The sequence below is a fragment of the Roseimarinus sediminis genome, assembly GCF_050433125.1.
Classification (GTDB): Bacteria; Bacteroidota; Bacteroidia; order Bacteroidales; family Prolixibacteraceae; genus Roseimarinus; species Roseimarinus sediminis.
Genome location: NZ_JBNPXV010000004.1, coordinates 109,767 through 129,913, shown reverse-complemented (window position 1 = coordinate 129,913; position 20,147 = coordinate 109,767). Strand labels below are relative to the sequence as shown.

Annotated in this window: 20 protein-coding genes; 7 read left to right on the top strand and 13 right to left on the bottom strand. The window is 44.1% G+C overall.

All coding sequences use genetic code 11. From position 1 onward, the window contains the following. The first annotated feature begins 8 nt into the window (after positions 1 to 8). Positions 9 to 350: a hypothetical protein gene (locus FHS86_RS06790; RefSeq protein ID WP_429412225.1), complete on the top strand. Its 342-nt coding sequence runs from the start codon at positions 9 to 11 to the stop codon at positions 348 to 350. Positions 351 to 704: 354 nt separating this feature from the next. Here the strand turns inward: FHS86_RS06790 and FHS86_RS06785 are convergent, their stop codons facing one another. The 4 genes from FHS86_RS06785 to FHS86_RS06770 all read right to left on the bottom strand — a co-directional run bounded on the left by FHS86_RS06785 (position 705) and on the right by FHS86_RS06770 (position 4,783). Continuing rightward, positions 705 to 1,097, bottom strand: coding sequence for a HEPN domain-containing protein (locus FHS86_RS06785; RefSeq protein WP_429412224.1), 393 nt, complete (start codon positions 1,095 to 1,097; stop codon positions 705 to 707). Continuing rightward, positions 1,094 to 1,414 carry a nucleotidyltransferase domain-containing protein gene (locus tag FHS86_RS06780; protein ID WP_429412223.1) on the bottom strand — a complete coding sequence of 107 codons (321 nt, stop codon included), beginning with the start codon at positions 1,412 to 1,414 and terminating at the stop codon, positions 1,094 to 1,096. Before FHS86_RS06780 ends, FHS86_RS06785 begins: the two co-directional genes overlap by 4 nt. Positions 1,415 to 2,115: 701 nt before the next feature. Further along, positions 2,116 to 3,645, bottom strand: a complete 1,530-nt coding sequence (gene guaA, locus FHS86_RS06775) for a glutamine-hydrolyzing GMP synthase (RefSeq protein WP_429412222.1) — start codon at positions 3,643 to 3,645, stop codon at positions 2,116 to 2,118. Positions 3,646 to 3,778: 133 nt separating this feature from the next. Beyond that, positions 3,779 to 4,783 carry a sugar ABC transporter substrate-binding protein gene (locus FHS86_RS06770; RefSeq protein WP_429412221.1) on the bottom strand — a complete coding sequence of 335 codons (1,005 nt, stop codon included), beginning with the start codon at positions 4,781 to 4,783 and terminating at the stop codon, positions 3,779 to 3,781. 285 nt (positions 4,784 to 5,068) lie between these two features. Between FHS86_RS06770 and FHS86_RS06765 the strand changes: the two genes are divergently transcribed. Both FHS86_RS06765 and FHS86_RS06760 read left to right on the top strand, forming a co-directional pair. Next, positions 5,069 to 6,892: a methyl-accepting chemotaxis protein gene (locus FHS86_RS06765; protein ID WP_429412220.1), complete on the top strand. Its 1,824-nt coding sequence runs from the start codon at positions 5,069 to 5,071 to the stop codon at positions 6,890 to 6,892. Positions 6,893 to 7,136: 244 nt separating this feature from the next. After that, positions 7,137 to 8,912 (top strand): methyl-accepting chemotaxis protein, encoded by a 1,776-nt coding sequence (locus FHS86_RS06760; RefSeq protein ID WP_429412219.1) that lies wholly within the window; start codon positions 7,137 to 7,139, stop codon positions 8,910 to 8,912. Positions 8,913 to 8,991: 79 nt separating this feature from the next. Here FHS86_RS06760 and FHS86_RS06755 read toward each other — a convergent pair whose 3' ends face one another. The 5 genes from FHS86_RS06755 to FHS86_RS06735 all read right to left on the bottom strand — a co-directional run bounded on the left by FHS86_RS06755 (position 8,992) and on the right by FHS86_RS06735 (position 13,443). Continuing rightward, a complete protein-coding gene (locus tag FHS86_RS06755; protein WP_429412218.1) occupies positions 8,992 to 10,182 on the bottom strand; it encodes a class I SAM-dependent rRNA methyltransferase in 1,191 nt (396 codons plus the stop codon). After that, positions 10,175 to 10,756, bottom strand: a complete 582-nt coding sequence (locus tag FHS86_RS06750) for a 3'-5' exonuclease (RefSeq protein WP_429412216.1) — start codon at positions 10,754 to 10,756, stop codon at positions 10,175 to 10,177. The genes FHS86_RS06755 and FHS86_RS06750 overlap by 8 nt, the downstream gene beginning before the upstream one ends. Positions 10,757 to 10,767: 11 nt before the next feature. Further along, the gene (locus FHS86_RS06745; RefSeq protein ID WP_429412215.1) at positions 10,768 to 11,406 is read right to left on the bottom strand and encodes a DUF5063 domain-containing protein; all 639 of its coding nucleotides are present in this window, start codon (positions 11,404 to 11,406) and stop codon (positions 10,768 to 10,770) included. A 129-nt stretch (positions 11,407 to 11,535) separates the two neighbouring features. Next, positions 11,536 to 11,949 carry a threonyl-tRNA synthetase editing domain-containing protein gene (locus FHS86_RS06740; RefSeq protein WP_429412214.1) on the bottom strand — a complete coding sequence of 138 codons (414 nt, stop codon included), beginning with the start codon at positions 11,947 to 11,949 and terminating at the stop codon, positions 11,536 to 11,538. A 36-nt stretch (positions 11,950 to 11,985) separates the two neighbouring features. Further along, positions 11,986 to 13,443: an aminoacyl-histidine dipeptidase gene (locus FHS86_RS06735; protein WP_429412213.1), complete on the bottom strand. Its 1,458-nt coding sequence runs from the start codon at positions 13,441 to 13,443 to the stop codon at positions 11,986 to 11,988. Positions 13,444 to 13,525: 82 nt separating this feature from the next. Between FHS86_RS06735 and FHS86_RS06730 the strand changes: the two genes are divergently transcribed. Both FHS86_RS06730 and FHS86_RS06725 read left to right on the top strand, forming a co-directional pair. Continuing rightward, positions 13,526 to 14,035, top strand: coding sequence for a TlpA family protein disulfide reductase (locus tag FHS86_RS06730; RefSeq protein WP_429412212.1), 510 nt, complete (start codon positions 13,526 to 13,528; stop codon positions 14,033 to 14,035). Positions 14,036 to 14,124: 89 nt separating this feature from the next. Further along, positions 14,125 to 14,562 carry a DUF2147 domain-containing protein gene (locus tag FHS86_RS06725; protein WP_429412211.1) on the top strand — a complete coding sequence of 146 codons (438 nt, stop codon included), beginning with the start codon at positions 14,125 to 14,127 and terminating at the stop codon, positions 14,560 to 14,562. A gap of 74 nt (positions 14,563 to 14,636) precedes the next feature. Here FHS86_RS06725 and FHS86_RS06720 read toward each other — a convergent pair whose 3' ends face one another. Then, positions 14,637 to 15,281 carry an SDR family oxidoreductase gene (locus tag FHS86_RS06720; protein ID WP_429412210.1) on the bottom strand — a complete coding sequence of 215 codons (645 nt, stop codon included), beginning with the start codon at positions 15,279 to 15,281 and terminating at the stop codon, positions 14,637 to 14,639. Positions 15,282 to 15,425: 144 nt separating this feature from the next. Between FHS86_RS06720 and FHS86_RS06715 the strand changes: the two genes are divergently transcribed. Beyond that, positions 15,426 to 15,644: an addiction module protein gene (locus FHS86_RS06715; RefSeq protein WP_429412209.1), complete on the top strand. Its 219-nt coding sequence runs from the start codon at positions 15,426 to 15,428 to the stop codon at positions 15,642 to 15,644. Continuing rightward, positions 15,644 to 15,922: a type II toxin-antitoxin system RelE/ParE family toxin gene (locus FHS86_RS06710; RefSeq protein WP_429412208.1), complete on the top strand. Its 279-nt coding sequence runs from the start codon at positions 15,644 to 15,646 to the stop codon at positions 15,920 to 15,922. The genes FHS86_RS06715 and FHS86_RS06710 overlap by 1 nt, the downstream gene beginning before the upstream one ends. Positions 15,923 to 16,038: 116 nt before the next feature. Here the strand turns inward: FHS86_RS06710 and nuoE are convergent, their stop codons facing one another. Genes nuoE through FHS86_RS06695 form a run of 3 tightly spaced genes read right to left on the bottom strand, consistent with a single transcriptional unit; the run spans position 16,039 to position 20,142 of the window. Next, positions 16,039 to 16,533 carry an NADH-quinone oxidoreductase subunit NuoE gene (gene nuoE / locus FHS86_RS06705; protein WP_429412207.1) on the bottom strand — a complete coding sequence of 165 codons (495 nt, stop codon included), beginning with the start codon at positions 16,531 to 16,533 and terminating at the stop codon, positions 16,039 to 16,041. An 18-nt stretch (positions 16,534 to 16,551) separates the two neighbouring features. After that, complete coding sequence (locus FHS86_RS06700) at positions 16,552 to 18,324, bottom strand: NADH-dependent [FeFe] hydrogenase, group A6 (protein WP_429412206.1); 1,773 nt, start codon at positions 18,322 to 18,324, stop codon at positions 16,552 to 16,554. A gap of 24 nt (positions 18,325 to 18,348) precedes the next feature. Then, on the bottom strand, positions 18,349 to 20,142 hold the full coding sequence (locus FHS86_RS06695) for an NADH-ubiquinone oxidoreductase-F iron-sulfur binding region domain-containing protein (RefSeq protein ID WP_429412205.1): 1,794 nt from the start codon (positions 20,140 to 20,142) through the stop codon (positions 18,349 to 18,351). Positions 20,143 to 20,147: the final 5 nt, after the last annotated feature.

Genomic DNA, 20,147 nt, shown 5'->3' with positions numbered 1-20,147 from the left:
CAAACATTTTGAAATTATTAAATAAAAATCTTAAATCATTAGCCATACAATGTTTAGATATCGATAAAAGCATATATACTTCAGAGGATCTAATTCAAATGCAAAATATTATTTCACAACTAACAAAATTCAAGGATGTCGGCACCATTGTAACAGTGAAAAAAACTATTGGAAAAGCAAAAGAAAAATATATCTGTCAATCTGGTCATGCCAATGACAAGGACACAAATTATTGCGAGACATGTGGTAAAAACATTAAAGGTTTGACAATCGATGAAACAGGAATTATCGAAAGATTTATCATTAAAACAGAATCTTTACAATTGCTCATAAATAAAAATTATGAGTAATGATTTAGGCACTCCCGCCCCGCTCTTCCGAATTTACAGAAGGCTGGCAAAAGACTGGTGCAAAGCATCCTTGTCTTAAAAGCTGACATCATCATTCAACTGGGTTCGGGCTAAAGCCCGGGAGCGTTTGTGCAATCCTGGCCCGGCAACTGAAGCTGTCGGCAATTCAAAGCGCTGACAGCTTGTCCCTGGAAACGGGAGCCATTCATCAACCCACTCTTTCTGATTTGCACAAAGAAAGTTCAAAGCACCAGTGCGATTTAGCTGAGCTTACAATCCGCGCTTCCAAACTTAGGTTTTTCAATCCTTCTTTTCAATCAAACCTTTCTCTTCAGAATAATCGCGTGTAGAATTTTATATGTCCTCAATCATTTCTTCGATCGTAGAAATGAGTCTATTGACAGGTTCGAAATATGGAAATACTTTATTTTTATCGAAATCATACAAATCATCATAATCACCTTTCTGTCTCCACGTAAACAGCTGAGAATATATTTTACCAAATTCTTTCTCCATCTTGCCTGTTTTGATGAAGTACTCCGAAAAATTTGATTTTGCTCCGTTATGTGTGGCGGGTTTTAAATCAGAATCAAGCAACAAAGCCATAACAGCATAATATGCAGAATAATAGAGTCGGTTTATTGTTGAATTCCATTTCTCTCTTTCGGCAAGAATCTGAGCATCTTCAAAGGTATCCTTTGCTCTGGCAATTCTATATTTTATCAAATCTTCTTTCGTTCCTGTCATTTGAGTTTGACTCCTTCTTTTTTAATATTTTCAAACAAAGGGGTAATAGCGTATTTCAAATCCCATTCATTTTTGGAATAAATCAAGGGTGAAATAACCTCTCCTGTTTCAAGTTCTAACTCATAAAATTCATCCATGAATTTTGTTTCAAATTCAAAAGGAATATTAGGTTGATTTAGCAGAATAAGTAAATCCCAGTCAGAAAACTGTTTGGCATTTCCTCTGGCTTGGGAACCATACAAATAAACCTCTGAGTCAGGAGCTGTTTTATCAACAACCTGAATAATCATCTGTAGTATTTGTTCTTTTTTACTCATAGAGCAAATATAGTGATTTTGAATGAACGGTGAGCGTTGTGTCAGGACACTTGGCGTTAATGTTCCCCCGCTCTTCCGAATTTACAGAAGGCTGGCAAAAGACTGGTGCAAAGCATCCTTGTCTGAAATGTTAACATCATCATTCAGCCGGGTTCGGGCTAAAGCCCGCGAGTGTTTATGCAATACTGGCCCGTCAGCTGAAGCTGACGGCAATTTAAAGCGCTGACGGCTTTTCCTGAGAACCGGAAACTATTCATTAAGCCGCATCTTGATACTTGATACCTGATACGCTGAAACCACCTTGCACGACCCAAACATGACATTGATTCAGTCGCACACCACTTTGCACGACCCAAACATGACAATGATTCACTCACACATTACATTACACAAGCCAAATCTAACAATGATTCACTTGCACCCTACCTCTGACGACTTAAAACAGACCTCTAACGATACAAAGCTGACTTCTTGGCACTTGAATCGGACTCCTTGGCAGTCAAAACTGACTCCTTGGCAGTTGAATCGGACTCCTTGGCAGTCAAAACTGACTCCTTGGCAGATGAAGCGCACTTCTGGACAGCTAAAACTGACTCCTTGGCAGATGAAGTATACACCGCAAGCAGTCTTTTGTCTTGTGTCTTTTGTCTTGCGTCTTTTGTCTTGCGTCTTGTGTCTTTTATCGTGCGTCTTGCGTCTTTCTATTCCCACTCGATGGTTGCCGGTGGTTTCGAGCTGATGTCGTACACCACGCGGTTAATTCCTTTTACTTTATTGATGATTTCGTTCGAAACTTTAGCCAGAAAATCATAAGGCAGATGTACCCAGTCGGCAGTCATGCCATCGGTTGAAGCCACCGCACGAAGGGCAAGTACATTTTCGTAAGTTCGCTCATCGCCCATCACTCCTACCGACTGAACCGGTAAGAGCATTGCGCCGGCCTGCCATACATCGTCGTACAGATTCCAGCGACGCAGTTCACGAATAAAGATATCATCGGCTTCCTGCAGTATACGCACCTTTTCGGGAGTGATGTCGCTAAGTATGCGAATGCCAAGTCCGGGGCCCGGGAAGGGATGACGCCCCAGTAAGCGGGGACTAATTCCCAGCTCGTGCCCTACCCTTCGCACTTCATCCTTAAAAAGGGCTTTAAGCGGTTCAACCACTTTCAGATTCATTTTTTCGGGCAGCCCTCCCACATTGTGATGCGACTTGATGGTGGCCGAAGGGCCGTTCACCGATACCGATTCGATCACGTCGGGATAAATGGTTCCCTGGGCCAGCCATTTCACTTCGGTAATTTTATGCGCTTCGGCATCGAATACTTCGATGAAGTCGCGGCCAATGACCTTTCTTTTCTGCTCAGGATCGGTAATTCCGGCCAGATCGTCCCAGAATTTCTTTTTGGCATCAACACCAATCACATTCAGTCCCATGCCGTGGTATTGTTCCAGCACATTCTCGAATTCATCCTTTCTCAGCAAGCCGTTATCCACAAAAATGCAGGTCAGCCTGGTTCCGATGGCCTGGTGCAGCAAAACAGCAGCCACTGTTGAATCCACACCGCCCGACAAACCTAAAACCACCTTGTCGTTGGCCAAAACACTTTGCAGTTCCTTTACGGTTGAATCGATAAACGAGGCTGGAGTCCAGTTTTGCTTACAATGACAAATGTTCACCACAAAGTTGTAAAGCAGCTGACTGCCTTCGGTGGTATGGTATACTTCGGGGTGAAACTGGATGGCATAACTTGCTTCCCCTTCAATTTTATAGGCAGCATTTTCCACATCGTCGGTACTGGCAATTACCCTATAATTCTCGGGCAGCTTTTCAATGGTATCACCATGCGACATCCATACCTGGCTGCCAGCCGTCATGCCGGTAAAAAGTTCATTTTCGTGATTGATGTACTTCAGGTTGGCCCTGCCGTACTCGCGGCTGTTCGATGGTGCTACATGACCTCCGAAAAAGTGGGCCATGTACTGGGCACCGTAACAAACACCCAACACCGGATATTTGCCTTTTATGCCCGACAGATCGATACGAGGTCCCTCCTCGTCGCGCACTGAATAAGGACTTCCCGACAGAATTACCCCTTTAACGCTTTCGTCAATTTCGGGGAAATGATTAAAGGGGTGAATTTCGCAATAAACATTCAGCTCACGCACCCTGCGCCCGATGAGCTGAGTGTATTGTGAACCAAAATCAAGAATTAAGATTTTTTCCTGCATGATGCTTGCTGATAAAATTTTGGATGGGCCAAAGATAAACCGATTCAGCCAATGAAAAAATAAATGAAAGGGAATAAAAAAGGATGTAACAATTAAGTCACATCCTCATATTGTGAATATACTGCAGAAACAATCAGTTTCCGTATACTTCTTCTTCGGTATAATAGCCATCAGCAATCACCGTCGAACGAATGGTATTCTTTGTAACAGGCACCGGATCAAGCAATAAGGAAGGAACATCGACCCTCCCGTTGTTCACCTTACTTTCGGCCACGGCAATTTTTTCACCTCGGGCCAGTTTTACCGCCACATCAACAGCGGCCGATGCAATGGTTTTGATCGACTTGTAAACAGTCAGACTCATTTCATCGTTTAAGAGTGCCTGTATGGCCTGCATTTCAGCATCCTGGCCGGTCAGCACTTTGATATCCTGTTCGGGATGTTCACGAATGGCCTCCAATGCACCCACTGCCAAACCATCGTAACTGGTAACCACTGCATCGATTTTTTGATCTGAAAAATCGAGTATCTCCGACATCTTATGGTAGGCGTTCTCGGCCGTCCAGTTATCGACATAGCCTTTGTAAACAATGTTAATATCGCCACGATCGACAAAGGGTTTCAGGTATTCTTCCTGGGCTTCTTTTATAAATACCGCATTCAGGTCGCCCGGGTCGCCCCAAAGCATTACATAATTACCCTTTGGTACTTTTGAGATGGCATGATCGAGCATGACCTTACCGATACTTGCTCCTTCAAAACTTACGTAATAATCGACATCCGAATTACGGATCAAACGGTCGTAGGCCACAACGGGTACATCGTAGTTGTGTGCATCACGAACAATGGCTGCTGCCGTGTTGGCATTTACCGAAACCACAATTAGCACATCTACGCCCAGTTCAAGCAATTCAGTGGCTTGCTTTTGCTGCATGTTTTCATCGTTCTCAACAAACCTTGAAACGATTTCAACCCCCTGTTGTCGTGCTGCTGCTTCAACATAACTTTGATCGATGGGCCAGCGCGATCCTTCCCCATCGGGCATTAAAAAACCAATGGTAATGTCTCCTCCCTGCTTACAGCCTGAGAAAAACACCAAAATGAATAATACAAAAACAAATAATCGGTAAGTTTTCATCTTTAACAAGTTATTTAGAAAAATCAGTTCCCCGTTGAAAATAGTATCAGTAAAACAGACATTGTTTTACAAAAATAATTTTAATTGCAAGTTTTTCATGTTTGCAAAGAAATAATTTGGCCCGGGGGTAAATAAATCTCTTTTTTCAACTTGTTAAACTAATTTTTTTTATTTTCGTACTCATCCGTAAAATGTATCATTCAAACCAATGATTTGTACTGTTTGTCAACAGTGACCAATCCTGGATATTGTTTTTTTTTGAAGATAACTAACTGATTAATCATAATGGGAAAAAGGGAAAATAGCAAGAAGTCGAAGCGTTCGTTTGGATTTCGTAAATGGAATGACCTTAAAATAGGTTTTAAAATTGGATCCGGATTCGGACTGCTTATACTACTGGCGGCAATTATTGGGGCGATTGCAACCATTAGTATGATGAAAATTCAGGATGAAACGCGTTCACTGGCACAGGAATCACTTCCTTCGGTCAACGAATCGGTACGTGCCGATAAGGACTGGCGCGAAATCATGATCAACCTTCAGGCCTACGATCATGTAAGAAATCAGTACTACCTGAACCGGGCCAATCAGTACATTACGCAGTTCAGTCATTCGATGGATGCCCTGATTTCGATCTCCGAAAATGCAAAGAGTTCAAGCTTGAATACCGAAAAGCTTAAAGAAATCAGGTCGTCGCTTGGTGAATTCACCGGTCATATCGAAAACTATCACGAGCAGGTGAAGGCCAACGATGAATTGTTGGTAACTTTTAACACCAGCCTGAAGAGTCTTCAGGGTACAGCGGCCGGAAGCGAGGCCTTAAACAACCTGAATGCTGCCGGCTACCTTATTGTAAATGCTGTAAATGAACGTAAACCCCATCAGCTGGAAGAAGCCAACCGTTACCTGAACCGTGCCAGGGCCAACCTTGGTGGCCTCGCGGGAACCAACGCCTCGAAAGCGCGTACTGCCCTTAATGCTGCAGAAAATTTAATCGAAGGATATAAAAAGGCCCGGATCATTGAGTTGAAAAGAAATGAACTGGAAGATCTGATGAAGGTCGACATCATGGCACTTGCCGATGTTGGAGTGGATCAGATCACCGAAATGACCGAAGAAACCAACAGCATCATATCCGAATCGCGCATCTCGCTGAACATGATCATGGTGATCATTCTGATTATCGGTATTGCACTGGGTTATGCCATCTCTACCTCGATCACACGATCAATTAAGGAAGGACTTAAAATTGCGCAGAATATTTCCAATGGTGTATTGCATCGTCAGCGCGAGGTATCACGGAAAGATGAAATTGGAGAGTTGATGACGGCCCTTAACCGGATGAACAACCAATTGAAATTTATTGTCGAAGACATTTCGTCGGGCATCGAGAACATTTTTGTGGCCAGTCAGAAAATGAATAAGAATGCCACCGAACTGAGTGAAACAGCCACCGATCAGGCAGCTACCACCGAAGAAATTTCAAGTTCGATCGAAGAGTTGCATGCCAACTTCCTGCAAAATGCCGAAAATGCCAATACCACCGAAGAAATTGCCATGGCCTCGGTCGATGGCATTCGCGATGGGAATAAGGCCACCGAACTGGCATCGAAATCACTGAATGCCATTATCGAACGCATTGGCTTCATTGGCGATCTGGCTTTCCAGACCAACATTTTGGCACTCAACGCGGCGGTTGAAGCAGCTCGTGCCGGTGAGCACGGACGAGGTTTTGCCGTTGTTGCCGCTGAGGTAAAACGCCTGGCCGACAGCAGTAAGGAAGCAGCCGAAATCATCAACAAGGTATCGCGTGATACCGTTGTAGCTTCCGATGAGGCAGGTGTTAAACTCAAAAACATTGTTCCTGAAATTGAAAAAACTGCCCAGCTGATTCAGGGCATCAAACTGGCCAGTAATGAACAGGAAGCTGGTATCAACCAAATCAACAATGCCATTCAACAGTTGAACAACATCGCCCAGCAAAATGCCTACAGCTCCGAAAACATGGCCAACTCATCGCACGATCTTTCATCGTTGGCCGATAAGTTGAAGAAAACCATTTCCTTCTTTCAGGTAGGCAAAGAAGAAGGGGCAACAGTCAATGAATAAGTAAATAACATCATTCAGATAATCAAAGGAGCGGTCAAATAACTGCTCCTTTTTTTATTTCCATTTTATTAACATTGCCATAATTCACGATTAAAAACGAAGCCGGGATGACCGGTTTTTTATGATAAAATTGTTAATGAATTATTTTATCGATACGGCATTTTACATTATGATAATTTCGAGTTAGTATTCATAAAATAATGCGGGTTTATTTTTACACCGACTTAACCAGGTATATTAACCCATGAAACTAAAAACACGTTTTTTTCTGCTTTTTACCGTCATCGCACTCACCTTTACTGCCATTGGCTGGTATACGCATCTGTCATTCAACTCCATCAGAAAACTCAACCAAACCGACAAGGAAGTCCACCAGCTTTACAGCCTGTCGCTTGAACTGAAACAGCATGAAAACAATTTCATCCGATGGGATTTGCGCAACCCGCAATTCTTTCAAAATGGAAGAAGTATCCACATCATTGCTTTCAATGATGCCATAAACAACTCGGAGAGCATCTGTAATGAACTCTTAAATAATCAGTTCATCAATAAAATAAACAGCAAAGAAAAGATCAGCCAGATCAGTTCACTGCTCGAAAGTTATCGGCAGTCATTTCACAACTATACAAAAAGCACCAAAGAAATGGGTTTTAAAGACTGGGGCACTGTGGGGATCATGAGAACGGCCATTCACAATGTAGAAGAAGAGATTGCCAAAACAGTCAACAAGCCCATGAGTGTGCACATGCTCACACTGCGCAGACACGAGAAGGACTATTTACTCCGAAGAGACCTTTCTTATCGTATTCGCTTCGAAAACGAACTTCAGGCTTTCAGCGATTACATTCAGGGCTCGGGAATTTCCAAGCGAAAAAAAGAACAGCTTTTAAAGCTGCTTGAAGAATATCATCAATCGTTCCTGCTGGTACTCGAAAGGGACAAAAATATTGGAATATCGCTCGATAAAGGATTAACAAAAACACTGAACAATACTTCGCTTGAACTAAACAAGGCCATCGAGCATGTAAATGCTTTGATTTCGAACAAAACAGAGCAATACATTCAACGTGCCAAATTGTTGCTGTTTATTTTCATTATTGGCTGCACTCTGACAGCCATGATCATCATTTCTTTCATTGTCAGCGGAATGTACAAACTGATGGGTGGAGAACCCGAAACCGTTGCCATCCTGGCAAAACGAGCTGCTGAAGGTAAGCTGAAAATTGAAAAAAGATACCGCAAAAAACCAAGCGGCGTATTACAATCGGTAATCATCATGACCGACCAGTTATCTTCCATCATTTCAGAAATTTATCACAATGCCGATCAGCTGGTACTGGCCAGTCAGCACTTTACCAACAGTGCTCATCAATTATCGTCGGGCGCAACCGCGCAGGCTTCAACGGTCGATCAAATATCGGATGCCATCGAAATTATTGGAAATAAGATTTCTAAGAATTCATCCAATGCAAGTGCTGCCGATGAATATGCCGAAAGAGTACGATCTGAAATTAATCAGGTGAAAGCAGTGACCGATCATTCGTTGCAAACCAGTCAGGCCATCGGTGACAAAATTTCGCTGATCGAATCAATCGCCAATCAAACCACCATTCTGGCATTGAATGCGGCAGTAGAAGCTGCCCGATCAGGAGATAAAGGATCAGGATTTAAAGTAATTGCCGACGAAATAAAGCGGCTCTCACAAATCAGTCGCGAAGCGGCCGAAACCATCAAAAATACCACCGAAGTACAACTGGATGTTTCGGCCACCATCAGCAAAGGAGTCGACTCACTGCTCAAACCCATCAACAGCACCTCACTATTGGCCCGCGATATCAGCATGCTTAGTAACGAGCAGGAAACACATACCCTACAGGTAAAACAAGCGGTATCGCACCTGCTTGATTTTAGTCAGGAAAATGCAGCCGCATCGCAGGAAATGGCAGCCAGTGCTTCTGAATTGGAAAGACAGGCGAAGGAGCTGATCAGGCTGGTGGCCTATTTTAATTCGGAAAATTAAAAGCCGGCAGTAAATGAATACCGCCGGCCTTTCTTCGCCAATGCTGTTATTTTTTTTTTGAAACTGCTGTTTTGCTGTACTATTCGACGTACAACACCAGCCCCTTCAGGTATTCACCTTCGGGATGATAAATGCTGACAGGATGATCGGCGGGCTGGGTCAGTTGATGCAATACCCTTACATTGCGACCAGCAATGGCAGCACCCGAGAATACCGCTTCACGGAACTTCTCCTTACTAACTACCTGCGAACAGCTGAAGGTAAATACAATACCACCCGGCCTGATTTGCTCAAAAGCACGTGCATTGATGCGTTTGTAACCCTGCAGGGCTCTCGACAAGGCATCGCGGTGTTTGGCAAAAGCCGGCGGGTCGAGCACAATCAGATCGTACCGGTCCTTGATGTCTTTCAGATAATCGAATGCATCGGCCACAATGGCTTCGTGACGCTGATCGTCGGGAAAATTCAGTGCTACATTCTCACGGGTCAGATCGATGGCCCTGCCCGAAGCATCAACCGAATGCACTTTATTGGCACCCCCCTTCATGGCAAAAAATGAAAAGCCGCCGGTATAGCAAAACATGTTCAGTACGTCGCGTCCTTTGGCATAATGCTGCAAAAGATAGCGGTTCTCACGCTGATCGATGAAGAAACCCGTTTTCTGGCCTTCTTCCCAATCGACCTTAAACAAATTGCCATATTCTGAAACAACGCCCGGCTGAGTGCTTCCCAGCAGGAAACCGTCGTGTGGCTGAATATCGGCTTTGAACGGAATGGTTTTTTCACTTTTGTCGTAAACAGCAAGCAGCTCCTCTCCCATTATTTCCTTCAGATAGGCAGCCAGTTCATTGCGCATCTGGTACATCCCTATTGAATGCATTTGCATCACGGCTGTTCCATTGTAGAAGTCAATGATTAATCCTGGCAGTCCGTCTCCTTCGGCATGGACCAAACGGTATACATTGGTAGCTGCCGATGAGGTGAGCCCGATGCGTTTTCGCATATCGTAGGCTGCCTGAAGTTTCTTCTTCCAGAATGCTTCATCAATCTCGCATTCCTCAAATGAGAAAATGCGCACGGCGATGGATCCGATCTGGTAATGGCCCAAGCCCAGAAATTCATCCTTGTTGGAATAAACCACCACCACATCGCCCTCGTTAAGAGCACCATAGCTTTTCTTAATGGCTCCCGAAAAGATCCAGGGATGAAAACGTTTGGCCGACTGATCTTTTCCCGATTTTAATACAACTTTTGTATACTGCTTATCCATTGTGCTTGCTAAAATTTTCGTAAATCATGTAAGAAATCCAGGAATCGGTAGCGGCATAACGCAATTGAGCCTCGCTCAGTTCGGCTGCTTCCCAATTGGAGAGTTGTTGAGCCTTCGATATTTTGATTCCCAAAACAATGCCCGCCATTTTCTTCAGACTAAAGTTATTGATCCCCAGCTTTTGTGCTTCGTCCTGCAATTCGACAAAGCCTGCCGGCTTAAAAGGCTGGTTGATTTGCAGCGCTTTGATATCATCCCTTATGGCTGCCCCTGCTTTTACAATATCAGGATTGGCCAGCAGGCGAATGAGCGATTTTGGCAATTTATAATTAATAACCCTGAATAGAAAAGTTGTATCGGCTGTAGACAATTGCAAAAGCGCCACCCTGTTTACCTGCCCTTTCTTAAACGAAGGTTTGGTTTCGGTATCAAAGCCCAGGTATGCAAACTGGTTCAGGTATTCAACTGCTGCTTCTACTTCGTACTGATTATTGATTATGTGAATTGTCCCTTCAAATTGCTTTAAAGGAAGTTGAGCTAATTCTTCTTTGCTGATTTCTTCTTTATACGTCATTGATTTGTTTTTCAGTCTTCGTCGGAATAACTGTCGAAATGTTTGCTTACCCAGCTTACATCGCTATTTTTTGATTCTTCGATCTCATCATCTGCTCCGAATAGCTCAGGTTGGTCATCATCAAGCTCCTCTTCTCCATAAAGCAGCTGATGCAGTGCCCTCAGCCCATTCACCAGTTTTTGCCCCCAGTAGTTCTTAAAATTATTGTTACACTCCCACAGCGCATCGGCCATGATCTCGGAAGTACCAATACGAAATGCCATTAAGAAATCCTTCAAATCCTGATAGATGTCGCATACGTTTTCAGCGATACTGGCTTCAATGGCTCCTTCCGAAAACTGCAGTTTGGCATCAAATACTTCGAGATAGCTGTCGTATTGAGCCAGTTTTTCACTGATACGGTTAAGCAAAAAGCTGTAATCGACTTCAGTTACAAATTTCTCGGGTGTTTCGAGCCCGTCGTTATCGATTGCAGGCAAGAGGCTTGCTTTAAGGTACAACAGCGGAAATATTTTTTGTGCTTTCTCAATAAACTCAACCCGGTTCAAACGTGCATGATTCTCAACAAAAGCACAATATTCATTGGCCACTGTAACAAATTCAATGACATTTTTGGAGTAAACAAGTTGATCAAAGGATGCTTCTGACATAATTTTATTCTTTTCCAGTGCACAAAAATACAAGAAAATTAGGAACCAATAAGCAAAACAGGAAAGAATAGCTGTGAATGCAGCGCCGTCCCTACGATTCGTTGATGCGAGATCCTGAATCAGCTTTAACTACAATGATTTCCAAATACGGGCCAGAGAAAAACCCGGAGCCTGAATGTCGAGATCGAGAAAATATCCAAACGGAGTTTGAAAGGTTTCGATGCCGGCCTTCCCAAGTCTTTCTTCGGCCTTTTCAAACACCTGCCGGGTAAACTCCAACGAAGCCTTCGACTCCGACAAATGAGCAAAGGAGTGCAACACCATTCGCTGTGACTCATTCTTCCTCAGGGTCCATTTCAAATGATTGACCAGTTTTTTTTCCCGGCTTAGCAGATCTTTTTCCTCATCTTCGGCTTCAACCTGTATAAAAGCGACCATACAATCGTGAACGACGGCCCCATCGCTCACTGTTTCGACTGTTTCAACATTTTTCACCTGTGGTGTCCAGGCAAAACGCGAAGTATACATGACCAGTACCTTCATGCTTTTTTGTTTCTGAAAGAATATGGCTTACCTTGTTTACTCAATGCTTTTCAATATCAATTGCAGGTGCGCCCAGAATTTCTGAACTGTTTCAATGTTGATGCGTTCATCGGGCGAATGAGCTCCCAGAATGGTAGGACCAAAGGAGACCATGTCGAGTCCGGGATACTTTTCAAGAAAAAGACCACATTCGAGTCCTGCATGGATGGAACGAACAATGGGCGCTTCACCGAAAAGTTCCTTGTAGCTGCGCACAGTCACATCGAGCACCTTCGATTCGGGATTGGGTGCCCAGCCGGGATAGCCGTCGGTTTGACGCACCGAAGCGCCGGCCATTTCAAAAACAGCACTCACCATCGATGCAATGTCTTTTTTCCCGCTCTCACGATCGCTGCGTTGACTGGTAGTTACTTCAATCTGGTGTTCATTTTTCATTTTCACCGAAGCCAGGTTAGTAGATGTTTCAACCAGACCGGGCATTCGGTAACTCATGCTGTGAATCCCGTGAGGACAGGCATAAAGTGCGTTAATAAGGCGGGATGAAGCATTTTCTTCTATTACTGTTTCAGGCTGATCGCATGAGCCCAGCTCCATACGAAGCGAAGGTTCATTAATGGCCAGTTCTTCTTTGACATCGTTGGCAAAGATATTGAAGGCTGCCATCAGGTTCTCTTTGTATCCGTTTTGAACCATAAGCACTGCACTGGCTTCGCGGGCAATGGCATTTCGCAGATTGCCCCCGTCGATACTCGCAAGACGAATACCATATTGCTGAGCTGCTTCCCAAAGAAAACGCACCAGCACTTTGATCGCATTCCCTCGCCCCTTGTGAATGTCGTCGCCCGAATGCCCTCCCAGTAAACCCGAGACTTTAATCTTTAGCGGGAAGTATCCTTTCGGAACGGCTTCTCTTTTGTGTTCAATGGAAGCAATGGTATCAACTCCTCCGGCACAACCAATGAACAGCTCCCCTTCGTCTTCCGAATCGAGGTTTAACAGGATTTTTCCGCTCATAAAATCAGGTTGAAGGGCAAAGGCTCCGGTTAAACCGGTTTCTTCATCAACAGTAAACAGGCATTCAAGCGGACCATGTTCTGTTTCCTTATCGGTGAGCACCGCCATCGAAGCAGCTATGCCTATGCCACAGTCGGCTCCCAGCGTTGTACCGCGGGCTTTTACCCATTCACCATCGATGTAGGGCTGAATCGGATCGGTGTCGAAATTGTGGGTCACCTCGTTATTTTTCTCGCATACCATGTCGAGGTGAGATTGCAGTATCACTGTTGGCAGCTTTTCGAAACCAGGACTTGCAGGCGCACTAATGAGTACATTGCCGGCTTCATCCTTTTTAAAATCAAGACGATTTGCCCGGGCAAAAGCTTCCAGAAAGGCAATTATTTTTTCTTCTTTCTTCGACGGGCGGGGTACCTGACAAATGTCTTCAAAGTAGCTCCATACCACTTCGGGTTGCAGGTGACTAATTTTGCGATCCATTCTTTATGATTTAATTGATATAAATTCTATTTTCACAAAAATAACGAAGTTGCAAACTTCAGCAATAAATACTTTAATTCTGATGCGAAATATCACTTTAACAGGCTTGCTACTGTTCTTCTCGTTGCTACTGGCAGCACAAAGCAATTCAATCGACTTTCTGAATGAAGGAGATCAGCTTCCCGCTTTCAAGCTCGAAACAATCGATGGCCAGCTTATTTCAGATCAAAGTCTGAAAGGAAAAACCGTTGTTATGGTCTTTTTTGCCACCTGGTGCCCTGCCTGTGTTAAGGAACTCCCCCATGTGCAGCAAAAGATATGGGAGCGCCATGGAAGCAATGATCAATTCAGGCTGCTGGTTATCGGACGTGAACACAGCGCTGCCGAGCTGAAAAAATTTATGAATCAGAATAAATATACCTTTCCGGTACTTGCCGATACCGAAAGGAAGCTCTTTTCTCTTTTTGCAAAACAAAACATTCCCCGTACTTATCTTATCAATAAAGAAGGAACAATTTCTAAAATGAGTACGGGATTCAGTGAAGAAAAATTTAATGATTTACTTGCTGCTCTTGAAAAGATGCTGCAATAAGCAGAAAATTGCGCTGTAAAAGCGTATTTTGTTTTATATATCAAAAGAAAAAGTTTTCTTTATCAAATAGAAATTAAAAATAAAGACGAATGAAAAAAGCGCTTATCATTGTTGTTCTTGCACTTATGGCCACGGTAACGGCCCATGCTGCCGGTGATATTGTTGGTAAATGGAAAACCATTGACGATGGTACCGGCGAAGTAAAATCGATCGTTGAAATCACCAAAAAGGGCGGGAAACTCTATGGAACCATTGTACAGCTGTTCAACGAAGATCCCAATTACGATCCGCTTTGCACCGAATGCAAGGATCATCTGAAAGGGAAAAAAATTAAAGGAATGCAAATCATTGACGGACTCACACTGGATGATGGTCAGTGGGTTGGCGATGATGGCATACTCGATCCTGACAATGGTAAATATTACGATGTTAAAATCTGGGTCGATAAAGAGGATGACAGTAAACTCAATGTGCGGGGATACATTGGTTTTCTGTACCGCACCCAAACCTGGATACGCGAAAAGTAGCAGGAAAAATAGTTAAGAAAAGCCACAGCAAAAAATGTTGTGGCTTTTTTATGTTTGTTTGATTTCTCAGCCTTTTAAAGCAGCTGATCGATGAGTACATCACCACTCACCAGGTCAAAAATCTTTCGCTGCGAACTATCACTTTTCAATACCTCAACAATGACCGAAGCAACATCTTCGCGTGGTATTTGCAGTTTGGCACCAAGCAATGAGGCAGCTATTTTTCCTGTTCCCGCTTCATCGAGCAGACGGGCCGGGCGCAAAATTGTATATTTCAGCGAACTGGCTCTCAGCAAACGGTCGGCATAATGTTTGGCAATGTAATAGGGTTTAATTCCACTTTGCTCCCAGGCATCCCGCTTATCGGCATGAATGGCACTCACCATTACATAACGGTGTACTCCGGCCTTTTCGGCAGCTTCAAAGGTTTTCACCGCACCATCGAGGTCGATGGCCAGCGTTTGATCGTAACCGGTTTGGCCACCTGAGCCGGCAGTAAACACAATGGCATCGAAACCTTTCATCAATTTTGCCAGGCGATCGACATCCGACGAAAGATCGCCCAAGACGCTTTCAATTCCGAGCTGATCGAAAAAAGCTTTTTGCTCTTTTTTCCGCAACATCGCAACAGGTTCAAAACGAAGGTCATCTTTCAACTTTTGTGCAGTTAATCTTCCTACTTTCCCATTAGCGCCTATAATTAAGATTCTTTCACTCATACTTGAAAATTTAATGATCCTTTATAAGAGTAACCACTCGTCTGAATCATTGTTCAGGAGTTTTAGACATTCCTATGGCCAGCTTGTTTCCCGCGAGTCTAAATCATTCACTATTTGTAAAAAAAAAATCTTTAAATTTGTTTCATGACACAAATCATCAAAGACATATTAAAGCTGAGTATTCCAGAACGTATTGCTGTTATTGAGGCAATTTGGGACAGTATTTCAAGCGATGCTCAGCAACTTGGTTTATCACCAGAAACAAAACAATTGTTAGATGATAGACTAAAACTCTTTGATTCAAATCAGGATGAAGGATCTAGTTGGGAAGAAGTAAAAACGAGAATTAATGACCAATTTTGATGTATAAACTAATAGTAACTTCTTATGCAGAATCAGACGCTGTTGAAGCTGCAAATTGGTATAATAACAAAAAAGCGGGCTTAGGAAGTGAGTTTTTATTGGCATTAGATAAAAAAATCATCTCTATTAAGCAAAGTCCACAACAGTTTCAAATAATTTATAAAAATATCCGAAGGGCCTTAACAGAACGCTTTCCGTATGGTATTTTTTTTATTCTGAGGGAGAAGACAATTTACATCCTGGCGATCCTCCACACAAGTAGAAATCCTAAAACTTAGATCAATCGCAATAATATTTAATATGAACACACTCACAGCTCACATTATCATACTCTTATAAAAACAGGCTATTCCATTCAGAACAGCCTGTTTTTTTATGTCAAATCGATTACATGTCAATGAGTTAGACAGCCCTCTTTGTATTCCGACAGAATTTTACGCACATCGCCTGGTGCCACACGTCCATGGACCTTCTCACCAACCAACACCACTGGTGCCAGTCCGCAGGCTCCCACGCAACGCAAGGCATTAAGCGAAAATTTTCCGTCGCCGGTCGTTTCTCCCACATCAATTCTCAATTGTCGTCTCAGTTCGTCGAGTACCTGTTCGGCACCGCGTACATAGCAGGCGGTACCCATGCACACCGAAATGGGATGTTCACCCTTGGGAAGCATGGTAAAGAAGGAATAAAAGGTTACAACACCATATACTTTGGCTGTTGAAGTATTTAGCTCTTTGGCAATCAGTTCCTGAACTTCGGCAGGAAGATAGCCCAGCTTTTGCTGTACCTGATGCAAGACATTAATCAGTTCTTTCTCATCGTGACGAAACCGGGCGCAAACTTCACCGATCACGCTGGTGGCATATTCTGATAATTTTACTTTTGGCATGACTGTTGGCTTTTTATATTAATCTTCCTGTTCAAATATGGTACTACGGTCGAAATAGCTGGTATGCAGCAAATGATGTGCTTTGTCGCTCATCGGCTTTCCAAGAAACTCTTCGTACAATTTAATGATGTATGGATTTTCGTGCGATTTACGCAGGGTTTTCATTCCATCCTCCTTATAAATTGCCTGCTGTCGTTTAATCAGAATTTCGGAATTGCTATGGTGATAGGGCTGACCACCACCTCCAATACAACCACCGGGACAACTCATAATTTCGATGGCATGAAACTGTGATTTGCCACTGCGAATGTCTTCAAGCAGTTTACGGGCATTTCCAAGTCCGTGTGCAATACCAATTCTAATGGGCAGCCCGTCGAAGTCGATGGTGGCTTCACGAACTCCTTCCATGCCACGCAGCTCATCAAAATCGAGCCGTGGCAAAGGTTTTTTCGTATGCAGTTCGTAAGCTGTGCGCACAGCGGCTTCAATAACACCACCGGTGGTACCGAAGATTACTCCTGCTCCGGTTGATTCACCCAGTGGATGATCAAAGTCTTCATCAGGGAGTGTCTGAAAGTCGATATTACTCAGTTTGATCAAGGCAGCCAATTCACGGGTCGAAATCGCAAAATCGACATCGGGGTTGCCATCAACGGCAAACTCATCGCGACCACATTCGTATTTCTTGGCCAGGCAGGGCATTACTGATACGACCACCAGGTCTTTACGGTCAATTTTTTGTTTTTCGGCAAAGTAGGTCTTGGCAATGGCACCAAACATTTGCTGTGGTGATTTGGCCGATGAGGGAATGTCGATCATGTCGGGAAATTGATGTTCAAAAAACTTAACCCATGCCGGGCAGCATGAGGTAAGGATGGGTAATTGAACACTTTTATCACCGTTTAAATGGCGGGTCAACCGGTCGAGCAACTCGGTTCCTTCCTCCATGATGGTAAGGTCGGCTGCAAAATCGGTATCGAATATAAAATCGAAACCCAGGCGTCGCAAGGCAGCGGTCATTTTTCCGGTAACCAGGGTACCGGCCTCAAAACCAAACTCTTCACCCAACGCGGCACGAACAGCAGGTGCCGTTTGAACCACTACTGTTTTTGTGGGATCTGAAAGGGCCCTGATCACAGCAGGTGTATGGTCTACCTCGGTTAAGGCCCCGGTAGGGCAAACGGCAACACACTGACCGCAATAGGTACATACCGAATGGTCGAGGTTTTCTTCAAAAGCCGGGGCAACCACCGCCTGAAATCCACGATTAATGGCAGACAAAACGCCTACCGTCTGTACTTCGTTGCACATCATTTCGCAACGGCGACACATGATGCATTTGTCCATGTCGCGAATAATGGCTGGCGAAGTATCTTCGCGGTACACCGATTTTTCGCCTTCGAAATGAATTTCACGAATTCCCATCTGATGGGCCAGATCCTGAAGTTCACACTCGCCCGATTTGGCACAGGTAAGGCACTCAAAAGGATGATCTGAAATGATCAGTTCGGTAACGGTGCGGCGTGCATTCACAACCCGAATGGAATGACTGTTGATTTTCATTCCGTCGGCTGCTTCGGTAACACAGGCTGGTGCCAGGTTACGGCGACCTTCCACTTCAACCACACAAACCCTGCATCCACCGGGCTTATTCTCAATCCCCATGTCGTGCAGTTTCATGTGGCAAAGGGTTGGAATGTGGATTCCAACTTTTTTTGCAGCATCGAGAATCGTAGTTCCTTTTGCTACTTCAACTTCTTTATTGTCGATGCTTAATTTGATATTGCTCATTTTGTACTTTCTTTTCGGAACAGATTAAACAATGCTGATTGCTTTAAATTTACACTTCTGGAAGCATACGCCACATTTAATACACAACGACTGGTCGATGTAATGAGGGGCTTTGCGCTCGCCAGAGATAGCACCAACCGGGCAGTTCCGGAAACAAAGCGTACATCCGGTACACAGCTCAGCGTCGATTTCGTATTTCAGCAAATCTTTACACTGGCCGGCAGGACATTTCCCTTCCTTGACATGGGCCTCGTACTCATCGCGAAAATTCAAAAGCGTCGATAATACAGGGTTGGGTGAAGTTTGCCCCAATCCACAAAGTGAAGTGTCCTTAATTACATTACTCAGCAGATTAAGTCGTTCAAGATCTTCTTCAGTTCCTTTTCCCCTGGTTATTTTATCGAGTATTTCGTGCAGTCGCTTATTTCCAATTCTGCAGGGAGTACATTTTCCACACGATTCATCGAGCGTAAATTCAAGATAGAACTTGGCAATTGAAACCATGCAGTCGTCCTCGTCCATTACAATCATTCCTCCCGATCCCATCATCGAACCGGCCGCAATCAGGTTGTCGTAATCGATGGGTATATCAAGGTCTTTTTCGGTCAAACAGCCACCCGATGGTCCGCCAGTCTGAACCGATTTAAATTTCTTTCCTCCTCTGATGCCACCGCCGATATCGAAGATCACTTCACGCAGGGTAATTCCCATGGGAACTTCAATGAGCCCGACATTGTTTACCTTGCCTGCAAGAGCAAATACCTTGGTGCCCTTCGATTTTTCGGTACCAATACTGCTAAACCAGGCAGCACCCTTGTTGATGATTACCGGGATGTTGGCGAAGGTTTCAACATTGTTAACATTGGTGGGTTTGCCCAGATAACCCGAAACCGAAGGGAAAGGTGGTTTAAAGGTAGGTTCTCCGCGTAAGCCTTCCATGGAGTGAATCAATGCTGTTTCTTCACCGCAAACAAAGGCGCCCGCTCCATAACGCAACTCAATGTCGAAATTGAAACCTGAACTCATGATGTCGTCACCCAGCAATCCATATTCACGTGCCTGTTCCAGCGCGGTAAGCAGACGATCGATGGCAAGCGGATATTCAGCCCTGATGTAGACCAAACCTTTGCTGGCTCCAATACAGTAGCCGCAAATGGCCATGGCCTCAATTACCGAATGCGGATCCCCTTCGAGTATCGAACGGTCCATAAAGGCACCCGGATCGCCCTCGTCGGCATTGCAAACCACATATTTCTGATCGTTTTTTTCCTTGCTGGTAATTTCCCACTTCAAACCGGTAGGAAAACCGCCGCCGCCACGACCGCGAAGTCCGGAATCTTTAATTATCTGAATCACTGCTTCGGGCGTCATTTCACCCAGCGCGAGTCCAAGAGCGGCATAACCGTCACGGGCAATGTATTCATCGATGTTCTCGGGATTGATGAAACCACAATTCCGAAGGGCAATACGAATTTGTTTCTTGTAAAAATCGATTCCGCTTGAATTAGTTACCTGATAATCGTTTTTAGGGTTTTTGTACAGGAGGCGCTTTACCTGGCGGCCTTTCAGCACGTGTTCCTCAACAATGGTCTTAGCATCCGAAGGGCGAACTTCGGTATAAAAGGTATTGTCGGGTACCACCTTTACAACAGGTCCCTTTTCACAGAAACCAAAACAACCTGTGTTGACAACGTTGACTTCGTCGGATAAACCCTTGTTTTCCAACTCAGCCTTTAATTGATTCGAAATTTCTTCCGATTGCGAAGCACGACAACCTGTTCCTCCGCAAACCAGAATATGCATTTTGTTTTCAGCCATCTTTA